This is a genomic window from Amycolatopsis deserti, from assembly GCF_014653945.1.
Classification (GTDB): Bacteria; Actinomycetota; Actinomycetes; order Mycobacteriales; family Pseudonocardiaceae; genus Amycolatopsis_E; species Amycolatopsis_E deserti.
On sequence record NZ_BNAU01000001.1, the window covers coordinates 848,933 to 861,460 of the forward strand.

Genomic DNA, 12,528 nt, shown 5'->3' on the forward strand with positions numbered 1-12,528 from the left:
AAGACAAAGGGATACAACGATGTATCAAAACGGGAACTGCCCGCAGGACCGGTTCGACGTCGTCGTCGTGGGAGGTGGCGCCGCGGGTCTGCTCGCGGCCCTGGCGGTAGCCGACAGTGGTGCGACGGTTGTGCTGCTGGAGAAGAACTCCGAGGTCGGTGGGAAGACCGTGTGGTCGGCAGGGCTGGTGACCGCGGGCGGGACGGTGGTCCAGGCCGAGCGCCGTGTCGAGGACTCCGTCGACGCGCACCGCCGGGAGATCCTCGCCCACGCCGAACGGACCGGGGTCCTGGGCATTCCCGGCGTGTCCGAAAAGCTCGGTCTGCTGATCGACAACGTCGCCGACGCGGTCGACCGGCTGGCGGCGTGCGGCGTCCGGTTCGGCGGCCCTCACCCGGAGGAAATGCACAGCGTCGCGCGCGGTCACCAGTTCGTTCCGGGAGCCCGGGCCGCGATCGCCGCGCTCGCCCAGAAAACCGCGGAAGCCGGAGTGCGCATCCGCCGGGACACCCCGGTCGACGAACTGATCACCGGTCCCACCGGATCGATCCTCGGAGTGCGGGCGGGCGGGCGCGAGATCCGCGCGAACGCGGTCATCCTGAGCGCGGGCGACTTCTCCGCGGCAGGTCCTGGGCGTCCGGCGCCCCAATTCGCCGAACACGCCTACAAGTCCTGGGCGACGGGCGACGGCCAGCACCTGGCGGCGGAAGCCGGGGGTGACCTCGTCGGTGTGGACTCGATGGTGTTCGCCGCGCTGATCACGGTCGACGAGCCGCTCTTCTTCGCCCACCCGCACGTCCTGGCGGCCGGTGCCATCGTGGTCGACGGCACCGGGAGGCGGATCGCCAACGAAACGGTGACCTTCGGGCACGGCTACGCCGAGCGGACTCCGCACGATCTGTACCTGGTCGTCGGCGGGGACCAGCTCGCGGGCGTCGCCACGTCCGCCGACGACGGGCCGGTCGGGCGCGACGGGTGGCTGCGCACGGGCAAGAGCCATCTCGGCAACTTCGGCGGCGTGGGGTACGCCTACGTCGACGATCTCCTCGATGCGGGTCACGCGGTCCGCGGGGAATCGCTCGACCACCTCGCGGCGACGCTCGGCATGGACGCGGCCACCCTTCGCCGTGAGGCCGCCGAGATCGCGAAGGCCGTGGGCGCCGAAGACCGGCTGGGCAGGTCCTGGAGCACGGACCCGTTCGCGAACGGCCCGTTCCTCGCCGTGGGGCCGATGCGCGGCGCCGTCGCCCTGGGGGCCGGCGGGATCCGGTGCGACGAGCGGATGCGTGCGCTCGACAGCTCCGGAGAGCCGATCGACGGCCTTTACGTCGCGGGGGACTGCGCCGACTCCGCAGGGGCCGGGTTCATCACCGGGGGCCATGGTTACGGCCTGGGCTGGGCCTTCGCCAGCGGGCTGATCGCGGGCCGGGACGCGGCTGCGTCCACGGGCGCCTCCGCCGGCCGGCCGGCGGAGGCGGCGAACGCGGGCTGAGGTGCCCGCCCGGGTCGGCCGTCCGGAGGAGGGCGGCCGACCCGGCGCCCGGGGAGCCGGATTGGGGTCAGCTGGTGCCGGCACCTCGCGCGACGCGGTGGAGGCGCGCGAGGTCGTGGAGCACCAGCATCCCGCCGGACCGGCCGATGAGTCCCTCTGCCCGCAGGTCCTTGAGCAGCCGGGTGACCACCTCGCGGACGGTGCCGATGGCGTGGGCGAGATCCTGTACCGACGACCGCACCACGATGGCGTCGCCCTGGCGGACGGCGAGATCGAGCAGGTGGTGCGCGAGCCGTTGCCGCAGCGGCGCCAGGACGTTCTCCGCCAGCAACGACACGCTCGCGTAGTGCGCCTCGCGAAGCCCGTTGATGACGGCCCGGGACATCGTGGGGTCCGTCTCCAGCAGCGCGCCGACCTCGTCCCGGCGAAAGACCAGGACGCGGGAGTCGAGGACGGCCTGCGCTCCGGCCGCGACGCTCGTCGCGCCGTCCTGCGGCCCCAGGTGCGGAACACCGAACGCCGCGCCGGATTCCGCGTACCGCACGGTCACCTGCCGGTGCCCGGAGGTCACGTAGACCCGCAGCATGCCGTCGATCACCAGTCCGGCCTGGCTCTCGCCCGGCGAGGCCGGCAGAGGGCGCCCGGCGAGGAGAGTCACCTCCTCCGCGGTGCGGAGCAACCGAGCGCGCCCGTCGGTGGACAGGCAGGCGAAGTCGCTGCCTGTCCACACCTGTTCGATCACGCCCGGTCCTCCTCCCGCGGTGCCGGCGCCATCAGCGGGAAGTCCCGGTTGGGGTGGCCTGGCTCGCGGGCTCGGCCACCACGGGATCGTCCACCCGGCGCACCAGCCTGCCGGCCAGGAGGAAGGCGAGCAGGCTGATCAGCGGCACGGCGACGAACAGCAGCGAGACCGACACCGTCGTGCCGGTCCCGGTGAGCAACGCGGTCGACAGCAGGGGCGTCAGGCCTCCGCCCAGGATCGAGCCCAGGGTGTAGCACAACGACGAGCCGCTGTAACGGACGCTCGTCGGGAACATCTCCGTCAACAGGGACGGCAGGGTCCCGCCCATCAGCGAATTCGCCAGCACCGGCACGGCCAGCGCGAGCAGGATCAAGGGGATCGCGCGCGAGTCCATCAGCAGGAACATCGGGAAGGCCCAGGCGATCGCCAGGACCGCGCCCGCGGCGAACGTCCTGCGCCTGCCGACGACGTCTCCGCCCAGCCCGCCCAGCAGGGTCGTGCCGATCCAGAGGACGCTCACACCGGACAGGCACCACAGCATCGTGGTGGTGCTCAACCCCAGGGTGGTGACCCCGTACTGCACCAGGAACAGGGAGACGAGGTAGCCCAGGGCGCCTACCGCGATCGACCCGAAACCGCCGACGAGCACCTGCCGCCACGAGGTGCGGAACACCTCGAGGACCGGCAGCTTCTTCACCTCGTCCGCTGCCTTGACCCGCGCGAACTGCGGGCTCTCCGCGAACCGCAGCCGGATGACCAGCCCCACCACGATGAGGACCGCGCTCGTGAGGAACGCGATGCGCCAGCCCCAGGACACGAACGCCTGCCGGGACATCGACGAACTGAGGACCAGGAACACCAGTTGCGAGAGCAGGATCCCGGTGGGGAGGCCGATCTGGGGGAACGAGGCGTACAGCGCGCGGCGGCGTGGCGGGGCGTTCTCCAGGGCCATCAGGACCGCACCGGACCACTCGCCCCCGACGCCGACCCCCTGCACGAGCCGGAGAACGACCAGCAGGATCGGCGCCCAGATCCCGATCTGCGAGTAGGTGGGCAGCACGCCGATCAGGGTCGTCGCGATGCCCATGGTGAGAAGCGCGAACACGAGCATGGACTTGCGGCCCACCCGGTCGCCGAAGTGCCCCATGACGATTCCGCCCACGGGGCGTGCGATGAAACCGACGGCGAACGTGCCCAGCGCGGCGAGCGTTCCGCTGGCCTCCGAGAACTGCGGGAAGAATTCGGTCCGGAAGACGAGGGTCGCGGCGAGGCCGTAGATGAAGAAGTCGTAGTACTCGATGGTGGTGCCGATGTAGCTGGCGAGGGCGATTCGACCCGCACTGGGCGGGGCGACCGGTTCGTCATGCCCGGGCATCGTTGATCTCCTTCCGCGGCGCGCTGGGGGCCGGCTGCCGGAACTGGTACCTGACGCCGTCACAGCTCTCGGGCGTCGTGAAGAAGGTCGTGCAGTCCGGGCGGACCTTGACCGGCCCGTCCAGCCGGACACCGTGGGCCTCGAGCTTCCCCCTGGTCCGCTCGGCGTCGTCGACGTCGAAGGCGATGTGCTCGATGCGTGCGGCATCGGATCCGAGCCGGGATTCCCGTCGCACCGGGTCGGAGTAGTCGATGAGTTCGAGATGGACCGGGCCGCAGTCGACCATCGCGACCCTCCCGGCCCCCGGACCGAGGTCCACGATTTCGCGGACCCGCAGGTCCAGAACGTCGCGCATGAACCGAGCGGCCTCGTCGATGTCGTCCACCACGATCCCGACGTGGTGAACGCGGAGATCACCACCGCGGTCCGCCGTGGTGTCTGCGGGGGTACTCATGGATTTCGACTCCATTCGTGCGTCGTGCCTGACGGAGCGATGATCGGCACGCGGCGGGACCGCGGACAGAGACTTTCGTTCCGGCCCGGCCTAACGCGCGGTGTAGCCGCCGTCGATGACGATGTTCGTACCGGTGATGAACGAGGCGGCATCGGAGACGAGGTAGAGGGCGGCCTCGACGATGTCCTCGGGGCGGCCGAGGCGCTTGACGATCTGCGGCTCGAGCAGCTGCCTGCGGATCGCCGGGTCGGCGAAGAAGGCGGCCGTCGACTCCGACTCGACGGATCCCGGACTGATGCAGACCGCCCGGATGCCGTGCGGTCCGCCTTCGTCGGCCAGGTCCCGCGTCATCCCGATGACGGCGGCCTTGGCGGCGCTGTGCGCGATCCCGCTGCCACCGTTCAGACTGATCAGGCCGGCCGTCGAGCCGACGTTGAGCACGACTCCGCCGCCGCGGGCGACGAGGTGTGGCCATGCCGCATGGGTCACCGTGAAGACCTGGTTGAGTTCACGGTCGATGCTCCAGCGCCACTGCCCGGGGGTCAGGGTGGCGATGCCGCCCAGCGCGAAGGCGCCCGCGTTGTTGTAGACGATGTCGATGCCGCCGTGCCGGTCGGCGGCATCGTCCACCCAGGTCCGGACGGCGGCATCGTCGGTCAGGTCGAGCGAACCGTTGCCGGTCATGGTCCCGCCGGCGACCTCGACCTGCCGCTGCGTCGCCGCGAAGCCCTCGGTCTTGATGTCCGCGCCGACTACGACCGCGCCCTCCTCGGCGAACCGCCGTGCCGCCACCCGCCCCTGCCCGCCGCCGACGCCGGTGATCAGCGCTACCCGCCCGGCCAGCCTGCCCTGGTTCTGTGTCGACGTCATGTTCCAGTCCTTCGTCATCACATGGGGTGCCGGACGGAGCAGCCGATCTGCCCGCGGTGGCCCCGGGCGCGCACCCTATGCGGGCCGCGGCACCTGAGTGGACGGACATTTGTTCCTTGTTCGCACGGCCCGCTTCCTCGGACGATGTCCCCATCCGCCGCCCCGGAACTCCTCGGGTAACCGGCGTTGTCCGTCGACGCAAGAGGTGATCCGTGAGCCAGCCCGGCCCCGCCGTCGTTCTCGCCACCGGGGATGTCTTTCCCGATCTGGAGGACAATGAGGCGGCGTTCCAGCCCCTGGTACCGCTCTTCGAGGAGGGCATCGTCTTCGGCAACTGCGAGGGGGTCTACACCGATCGGCCTGAGCTGGCGCCGTCGCGCGTGGCGTACGGCGGCACGGCCCGCGCACGTGGCGAGATGTTCGGCCGGGTCGGCTTCGACGTGATGACGCTGGCCAACAACCACATGATCGACGGCGGCTACACCGGCCTGACCGACACCATGGAGCTCCTGCACGGTCAGGGCGTGCTCACCACCGGCGCCGGCCGCGATCTGGCCGAGGCGACGACCGCGGCGATCGTGGAGCGCGACGGCCGGAAGGTCGCGTTCCTGGGCTTCTGCGCGGAGTTCCCGATGGGATACGAGGCCCGCGAGGCCCGTCCCGGGATCGCTCCACTGCGCATCGAGACGGTCTACCGCAATCCGCTGCCGGGATTCTGGCAGCCGGGACTGGATCCAGAGGTGCTGACGATCCCGCTGGAGTCGGACGTCGAGCGGATCCACGCCGCCGTCGACCGGGCGCGCGAGCAGGCCGACCACGTGGTCGTCGCGTTTCACTGGGGCTCGAACACCGAGGCCCGCGAGGTGTTCGTCCCGGAGTCCAGGACGCACACCAAGGTCTACCGCGACGCCGTCCAGTCCTACGAGCTGGACATCGCCCGGGCGACCGTCGACCGCGGCGCCGACGCCGTGGTCTGCCACCACCAGGCCAGCCTGCGGGGCATGGAGGTGCACCGGGGCAAGCCGATCTTCTACGGGCTCGGTGTGCTCATGCACCACTTCCACCGCACCGGCGGGCAGACCCGCAGCGACCACAAGATCATCACTTCCTGGGACGAGGAGACCTACCCCTACTGGCCGTTCCGCAAGCCGGAGGCGCTGCTGTCCGGGGTCGCCGTCCTGCGTTTCTCCGCCGACGGAGTCACCACAGGCTTCGTTCCCGCGCTGATCAGACCGGATGGCAGCACAACGCCACTGGCCGCCGACGATCCCCGCGCCGAAGACGTCGCCCGCCACCTCGATCGGCTGAACGAGTTCGAAGGCTTCGACACCGTGTTGTCGCGGGACCGGTGGCGCGACTGGCGCCTGCTGACGGTCAAGACGTCCGCCGCCGGCCCGGGCGCCTGACACCGCGACGGTCGGCATCATCCTTCCCGCTCGGCTCGACAGGAGAGGTCACCATGGGCGTTGGTTCGGTTCTCATCGTGGGTGGTGGTATCGCGGGGCTCACCGCCGCCGCGGCGCTCGGCAGGACAGGCGTCCGCTGTGAGGTCGTCGACCTGACCGGAGGCGCGGAGGGCAGCGGCCTCGGCGTCCAGAACCGGGGCATCGATGCGCTCCATGCGATCGGCGCGCTCGACGAGGTGGTGGCGATCGGCGCGGCCTACGATCAGGCCCCGCTGCGGTTCTTCGATGCCGCGGGTGATCTCGTCTCGGCCCCGCCGGTCCCGCCGCGCCCGGACGGCAAGCCCTCGTACCTGATCGTCTACCGCCCCCGGCTGGCGGAGATCCTCCGCCGGTGCGCGGAGCGGGCCGGCGCGACCGTCCGGATCGGGGTGAGCATCGACCGTCTCGACCAGCACGCAGACCGTGTCGACGTCGGGTTCACCGACGGCACCCGGGGAAGCTACGACCTCGTGGTGGGTGCGGACGGGCTGCGGTCCACCGTGCGGCGAATGGTCTTCGGCGACGAGGTCCGGCCGCTGTCGACGGGCACGGTCAGCCTCCGCTGGCTGCCGGTGGGCGCGCCACGCGGCGAGGCCGGTTTCTACTACGGCCAGGACACCGAGATGGTCGTGGTGCCGATGCACGACGACATGACCTACGTGAGTGTCCAGCACCCCGACGACAGCCTGCTCAGCGATGCCGAGGGGCGCGCGCTGCTGCGCAAGAAGTTCGAGCAGTTCAGCTCCCCCTACCTCACCGCGCTGGCCCGGGGGCTCACCGACGACCAGTCCGTGCTCGTGCGGAGGTACGAGTGGCTGATGGTGGACGGGCCGTGGCACCGGGGCCGCGTCGTCCTCATCGGCGACGCCGCACACGCGACGACCGCCCACCTCGGTTCGGGTGGGGTGATGGCCTTGGAGGACGCCGTGGTCCTGGCGGAGGAGATCGCCTCCGGCGAGCCCTTGGAGGTCCTGCTCGACAGGTTCCATTCCCGGCGTTTTCCCCGGTGCCACACCGTGGTGGAGACGAGCGTCCGGCTGTCCGGGATGCAGCGCGACGGCGCGTCCGCCGACGAAATGGGCGCCGTGCGCTGGCCGGCGTTGCAGCTGCTCAGCCGGCCCTACTGAGAGGAGACGCCATGCAGACGTCCACCGAGGTGGCCGTGGAGTACCTGCGGCGGTTCGCGTCGCGGGACTTCGCCGGTGCGCTCGCGCTCACCGCCGACGACGCGACCTACCGGTCGGCCGACGGAGCCGAGCATGGCAAGGAAGCGACGGCCCAGCTCTACGGCATGCTCGCGACCCTGTTCACCGACCTGCGGGTCGACGTGCTCGGCACGACGGCCGAAGGCGCTCGGGTCGCCGTCGAGGCCGTGGTCGAGGGCTCGCTGACGAACGGCGGTCACTACCGCAACAGCGTCCACTACTTGTTCGTCGTCGACGGCGGGCGCATCACCAGCACCCGCGAGTACTGCGACACCAAGCCCGCCGAGGCGTTCTTCCAGGCGGCGCAGGGATGACCGTCGACACCGCCGCGCTGGAGCGCCTCCTCGCCGAGGCGGAGATCCGGGCGGTGTCGAACCGGTTCGCGCGCGGATGCGACCGGCTGGACTTCGATCTCGTCCGGTCGTGCTTCTTCGCGGACGCGCTCGACGACCACGGCGTGTACGTGGGCGATGTCGACGGCCTGATCGAGATGCTCCGCCAGGTGCTTCCGCCGGAGATCGCCACCACCCACTTCCTCGGCCAGCAGGAGTACGAGTTCGTCTCCCCGGACGTCGCCTACGTGGAGACACTCGTGCTCGCCCGCCACCGGCAGCCGCCCCGGCACGGGCACGGTCTCCGCGACGCGGTGGCCTTCGGTCAGTACAGCGACCGGTTCGAACGGCGGAACGGCGAGTGGCGGATCGCGCACCGGGTGACGATGTTCCTGCCCAGCCGGATCGACACGGTCGTCGAGGACTTCCCAGCTCCGCCGGACGCCGCGGCTCCGCCCCGCGGCACGAGTGACGCCGGCCGGCTCGTCCGGCCGGAGTCCGTCAACCGGGTGCGGGTGCCGTGATGGGCGAGCACGACACGATCCTGATGCTGTGCCACATGAGTCTCGGCGGCGGCCACCTCGCGGCCTGGCGGGATCCCGCCGCGCCGGAGGACCCGGGTCTCAACCTGCCCGCGCTCGTCCGCTCGGCGCGCAAGGCCGAGGAAGCCGCGCTGCACGGCGTGTTCATCGCGGATTCCCTGGCGCTGTGGGGTCGATCCGCGGAGGCCCACGCCCGGTCAGCCACCAACTCGCATTTCGAGCCGATGACGCTCTGCGCGGCGCTGTCCCAGGCCACCGAGCGGATCGGGTTCGTGATCACCGGCAACACCACCTACAACACGCCCTACAGCCTGGCCCGCGCGTTCGCCTCGCTCGATCACCTGTCGGGTGGGCGCGTGGGGTGGAACGTGGTGACCTCGGGCAACCCCGCCGAGGCCGGGAACTTCGGTGGGTCCCCCGTCGGTCCGCCGGACCGGTACGAGCGTGCGGCGGAATTCGTCGACGTCGCACGGGGGCTGTGGGACAGCTGGGAGGACGACGCGTTCGTCCGGGACCGGCAGGAAGGGGTGTTCCACCGGCCCGGGGCGCTGCACCCGCTCGAGCACGAGGGCAAGCACTTCTCGGTGCGCGGGCCGCTGTCGATCGCGTCCTCCGCAGGGGCACCCGGTGCTCGCCCAGGCGGGCTCGTCGCCGACGGGTCGGGCGTTCGCCGCGACGTACGGCGATCTCGTCCTGTCCATGCAGCCGACCGTCGCGGCCGCACGCCGGTTCTCCGGAGAGAGCAAGGACCTGGCGGCGGACAACGGGCGCCGGCCGGCGCCCGTCAAGATTCTGTCGAACACCGCGCTGGTCCTCGGCCGGAGCCAGGACGAGGCGGACGAGCGGCTGGCGCTGCTGGACAGTCTCGTCGACCCGGTCCCCGGGCTGGAGAGCCTGTCGGTGCTGCTGTTCCACGACGTCACCGGCTATCCGCTCGACGAGCCGCTGCCCGGCATCCCGGTGACCGAGTCCGGGAGCACGGGGGTCCAGCAGCACTTCCTGGCGCTCGTCCGCGAGCAGGGGCTGACGTTGCGCCAGGCGATGCAGGTGTCGGCCCGCGCGGGGGCGAGGGCCTTCTCGGCGCGGGCCTTCGCCGACCACGTCGAGAAGTACGTGACGACGGGCGCGGCCGACGGCTTCAACCTGGTCTTCGCCGATCTCGGTCCGTCGCTCGACGTGCTGGCCGCCGAGGTCGTCCCCGAACTGCGCCGGCGTGGCCTGTTCCGATCCGGCTACCGGGGCGCGACCCTGCGCGAGAACCTCGGACTCCCGCGGCCGAGCAGCCCCTGAGACCCGGTGGTCGTGCGGCCGGCCGGCGCGCCGGCTTCGGTACCCGCCCCTACAGCCCGACGGCGGCGAGCTGGTCCTTGACCTTGTCCAGCGTGGACCGGAGCTCGGCCGGTCCGGCGACGTCCATCCAGACCGCGAGCGGGGCGGTCGTGACCGACGTCCCGGTGTCGCCGGCGAGCCCGTCGGTGTGCAGCACCCGGACGTCGAACACGGCGGGCAACGTCTCCAGCTCCACGACGGTGTCCAGGACCGCCCGGATGTCCACCGGGGCGGCCGGAGCGGGAGGCAGGTACTGGCAGACGACACGGCTGCCGTAGTCGAAGGACGGGACTGCGGGGCGGTGCCCGAGGACGACGTCGAACCAGGTCCGGATCGGGTTCGTGCCGTACAGGCGCACGCACGCGTCGTGGATCGTGGACGTCATGCGGCCGTTGACCTCGAGGACCTGCGGACCCGAGTCGCCGAGTTTGAGCTCGGTGTGGCACCAGCCGTTCCGGACGCCGAGCGCGGCCACCGCGGCCAGCGCGACCTGTTCGCATTCCCGCCGCAGTTCCGCCGGGAGGATGGAGGGGACCACGTCTCCGGTCGGCTTGAACGGCGGCGCCGTCGGCGGTTTGTCCATGACTCCCAGCAGGTGCGTCACGCCGTCGACCGACATGGTCTGGACGGACAAGCAGTCCGACAGCCAGTCGCCCAGTGGGTGGCCGCCGCCGGTGATCTCCGCCTCCAGCAGCCAGGTGCCGCTGCCCGGCCGGACCACGGCGCGGGCCTGGTCGAGGCCGGTCACCCGAACCACTCCGCTGCTTCCCCAGCCGCGGCTCGGCTTCGCGACCATCGGACGGGCGCTCAGGGCCGAGGGCACCTTGAGCCACCAGTCGCGGTCGCCGGAGTCGACCTCGATCCAGCCGGGCTGGGGGACACCGTGGTCGGCGAACGCGCGACGCTGCCGGACCTTCTCGCTGATCGTGTCCGCGACCGCCGTCGAGTGGTAATGCGGCAGCCCGAGGGCCTCGGCGATCCGCGCTGTCTCGCGCAGCGTGGTGTCACCGACGCTGGTGATGCCCGCACAATGCGCGAGCCTCGACGGATCCCGCATGACGTCGTCGAGCGAGTCGACGGCGTACCCGCGCGCGCGGAGATCCCGTGCGGTCCGCGCATCCCACCGGGTGCGCATGCTGAAGACGAAGTGGTACTCGAAGTCGCCGTGGGCCAGGCCGGTGAGCATCTCGATCGGGCCCATGAAGGGAATGTAGTCGACGAGCACGAGAACCGGCCGGTCAGTGGTGGCTGAGTGCGGGGACATCGCACGACCTCCGGTCAGTGGGGTGGCGGAGCCGGGTCAGGGGAGGGTGAAACCAGCCGGTGCGGCCCGTGGTCCCGCTGCGTCCCGCAGGAACACCAGGGCGAGCAGCCCGATCGCGGACGCCGCGGCGATGTAGACGCCGAGTCCCCAGGACGATCCTCCGCCCACGACGGCGAGCGACCCCGCGATCGAGGGCGCCAGCCCGCCACCGAGGATCACCGCGGTCTGGTAGCCGAGCGAGAACCCGCTGACCCGCACCTGCGGCGGGAACAGTTCGGCGAAGTGGGTCACCATCGGCCCGCCGACCAGCCCGGCACCCGCCGCCAGCAGCGTGACGGCCACGAGGATGAGGGCAACGGTCCTGGTGTCGAGCAGCAGGAAGAACGGGAACGCCACGGCGATGCACAGCGCGAACCCGGCGGCCATCGTGCGACGGCGGCCGAAGGAATCCGCGAGCCGGCCACCGACGACGTAGGACACGAAGAGCGCCACGTTGACGATGACCGAGATCCCGAGGCTGAACGCCTGTGACATCTTGAGGAACGTCGCCAGATACCCGAGTGTGAAGGTGAACAGCAGGGACGCGACGCCGGACTGCGCGGCCGTCACGGCGATGACCAGCAGCACGGTCACCCGGTGCTTGCGCAGCACCGCGAGCACCGGCGTCTTCTCCACCGCTTTCTCGTGGACCATCTTGGTGTACGCGGGTGACTCCTGCATCCGTGCGCGGATGTAGAGGCCCACCACGAGCACGATCACGCTCAGCAGGAACGGCATCCGCCAGCCCCACGCGAGGAACGTCTCGCGGGTGAAGACGAGCGACGTGGTGAGGAACGCCGCGGACGCCAGCACCGCGCCGAGCACTCCGCCGCCGACGAGCAGCGCACCACGGGTGGCCCGCCGGTCCTCCGGAGTGTGTTCCAGGACGATCGCGACGGCGCCCCCGAGCTCACCTCCGGCCGCGACGCCCTGCACCAGCCGCAACAGCACGAGCAGCACGGGTGCGGCGATGCCGATCTGCGCGTAGCCCGGCACGAGTCCGATGAGGACGGTCCCGCCACCCATCATCAGCACGGTCGTCTGGAGGACCCGCTTGCGGCCGAACTTGTCGCCGACGTGGGCGAACACGACCCCGCCCAGCGGGCGGGCGATGAACCCGGCCGAGAAGGTCGCGAAGGCCGCCAAGGTCCCCGCCACGGGGGAGACCGTCGGGAAGAACACCGTTCCGAAGACGACGGCCGCCGCCGTTCCGTACAACACCCAGTCGAAGAGTTCCAGGCCGGTTCCGAGCATCCCGGCGATGAGCGCTCGCCGCTGCACCCCTGGTTCAGGAGTCACCGCCGGTGGTGACGAGATGTTCCGGACCTGCTCGCTGCGTTCGCTCATTGCCTCTCCTCCAGTTCGGCGACCTCACGGACGGGCGGCTCGCACCGAGGCCGAGAGCCTGGACCAGGGCTGCTGATCTCCGTGCTGTCCAC

11 protein-coding genes and 1 pseudogene are annotated in these 12,528 nt (G+C 71.1%); 6 read left to right on the forward strand and 6 right to left on the reverse strand.

Annotated elements, in window-relative coordinates; all coding sequences use genetic code 11:
- Nucleotides 1-19: 19 nt before the first annotated feature.
- Nucleotides 20-1,492, forward strand: coding sequence for an FAD-dependent oxidoreductase (locus tag IE290_RS04025; protein ID WP_191243115.1), 1,473 nt, complete (start codon nucleotides 20-22; stop codon nucleotides 1,490-1,492).
- A 67-nt stretch (nucleotides 1,493-1,559) separates the two neighbouring features.
- Here IE290_RS04025 and IE290_RS04030 read toward each other — a convergent pair whose 3' ends face one another.
- The 4 genes from IE290_RS04030 to IE290_RS04045 form a co-directional block, all read right to left on the reverse strand.
- The gene (locus IE290_RS04030) at nucleotides 1,560-2,234 is read right to left on the reverse strand and encodes a Crp/Fnr family transcriptional regulator (protein ID WP_191243116.1); all 675 of its coding nucleotides are present in this window, start codon (nucleotides 2,232-2,234) and stop codon (nucleotides 1,560-1,562) included.
- A gap of 31 nt (nucleotides 2,235-2,265) precedes the next feature.
- A complete protein-coding gene (locus IE290_RS04035; protein WP_191243117.1) occupies nucleotides 2,266-3,609 on the reverse strand; it encodes an MFS transporter in 1,344 nt (447 codons plus the stop codon).
- Nucleotides 3,596-4,063: a VOC family protein gene (locus IE290_RS04040; protein WP_191243118.1), complete on the reverse strand. Its 468-nt coding sequence runs from the start codon at nucleotides 4,061-4,063 to the stop codon at nucleotides 3,596-3,598. Before IE290_RS04040 ends, IE290_RS04035 begins: the two co-directional genes overlap by 14 nt.
- Before the next feature lie 90 nt (nucleotides 4,064-4,153).
- Nucleotides 4,154-4,933, reverse strand: coding sequence for an SDR family NAD(P)-dependent oxidoreductase (locus IE290_RS04045; RefSeq protein ID WP_191243119.1), 780 nt, complete (start codon nucleotides 4,931-4,933; stop codon nucleotides 4,154-4,156).
- 212 nt (nucleotides 4,934-5,145) lie between these two features.
- Here IE290_RS04045 and IE290_RS04050 point away from each other — a divergent pair, with 212 nt between their 5' ends.
- From IE290_RS04050 to IE290_RS04070, 5 genes and pseudogenes are all read left to right on the forward strand, one after another.
- Nucleotides 5,146-6,339: a CapA family protein gene (locus IE290_RS04050; RefSeq protein ID WP_191243120.1), complete on the forward strand. Its 1,194-nt coding sequence runs from the start codon at nucleotides 5,146-5,148 to the stop codon at nucleotides 6,337-6,339.
- Nucleotides 6,340-6,392: 53 nt separating this feature from the next.
- Complete coding sequence (locus IE290_RS04055; protein WP_191243121.1) at nucleotides 6,393-7,505, forward strand: FAD-dependent monooxygenase; 1,113 nt, start codon at nucleotides 6,393-6,395, stop codon at nucleotides 7,503-7,505.
- A gap of 11 nt (nucleotides 7,506-7,516) precedes the next feature.
- Complete coding sequence (locus IE290_RS04060) at nucleotides 7,517-7,897, forward strand: nuclear transport factor 2 family protein (protein ID WP_191243122.1); 381 nt, start codon at nucleotides 7,517-7,519, stop codon at nucleotides 7,895-7,897.
- A complete protein-coding gene (locus IE290_RS04065; protein WP_191243123.1) occupies nucleotides 7,894-8,439 on the forward strand; it encodes a nuclear transport factor 2 family protein in 546 nt (181 codons plus the stop codon). The genes IE290_RS04060 and IE290_RS04065 overlap by 4 nt, the downstream gene beginning before the upstream one ends.
- A 35-nt stretch (nucleotides 8,440-8,474) precedes the next feature.
- Nucleotides 8,475-9,747, forward strand: a pseudogene (locus IE290_RS04070) (NtaA/DmoA family FMN-dependent monooxygenase).
- Between the two features lie 49 nt (nucleotides 9,748-9,796).
- Here IE290_RS04070 and IE290_RS04075 read toward each other — a convergent pair.
- Both IE290_RS04075 and IE290_RS04080 read right to left on the reverse strand, forming a co-directional pair.
- Entirely contained in the window at nucleotides 9,797-11,050 is a 1,254-nt protein-coding gene (locus IE290_RS04075; RefSeq protein ID WP_191243124.1) for an ATP-grasp domain-containing protein, read from the reverse strand.
- 36 nt (nucleotides 11,051-11,086) lie between these two features.
- Nucleotides 11,087-12,436 (reverse strand): MFS transporter, encoded by a 1,350-nt coding sequence (locus IE290_RS04080; protein WP_191243125.1) that lies wholly within the window; start codon nucleotides 12,434-12,436, stop codon nucleotides 11,087-11,089.
- Nucleotides 12,437-12,528 lie beyond the last annotated feature (92 nt).

Coding starts and splice junctions, on each gene's coding strand:
- IE290_RS04025 (WP_191243115.1), top strand. CDS start 20: ATGTATCAAAACGGGAACTGCCCGCAGGACCGGTTCGACGTCGTCGTC.
- IE290_RS04035 (WP_191243117.1), bottom strand. CDS start 3,609: ATGCCCGGGCATGACGAACCGGTCGCCCCGCCCAGTGCGGGTCGAATC.
- IE290_RS04040 (WP_191243118.1), bottom strand. CDS start 4,063: ATGAGTACCCCCGCAGACACCACGGCGGACCGCGGTGGTGATCTCCGC.
- IE290_RS04045 (WP_191243119.1), bottom strand. CDS start 4,933: ATGACGTCGACACAGAACCAGGGCAGGCTGGCCGGGCGGGTAGCGCTG.
- IE290_RS04055 (WP_191243121.1), top strand. CDS start 6,393: ATGGGCGTTGGTTCGGTTCTCATCGTGGGTGGTGGTATCGCGGGGCTC.
- IE290_RS04060 (WP_191243122.1), top strand. CDS start 7,517: ATGCAGACGTCCACCGAGGTGGCCGTGGAGTACCTGCGGCGGTTCGCG.
- IE290_RS04065 (WP_191243123.1), top strand. CDS start 7,894: ATGACCGTCGACACCGCCGCGCTGGAGCGCCTCCTCGCCGAGGCGGAG.
- IE290_RS04075 (WP_191243124.1), bottom strand. CDS start 11,050: ATGTCCCCGCACTCAGCCACCACTGACCGGCCGGTTCTCGTGCTCGTC.
- IE290_RS04080 (WP_191243125.1), bottom strand. CDS start 12,436: ATGAGCGAACGCAGCGAGCAGGTCCGGAACATCTCGTCACCACCGGCG.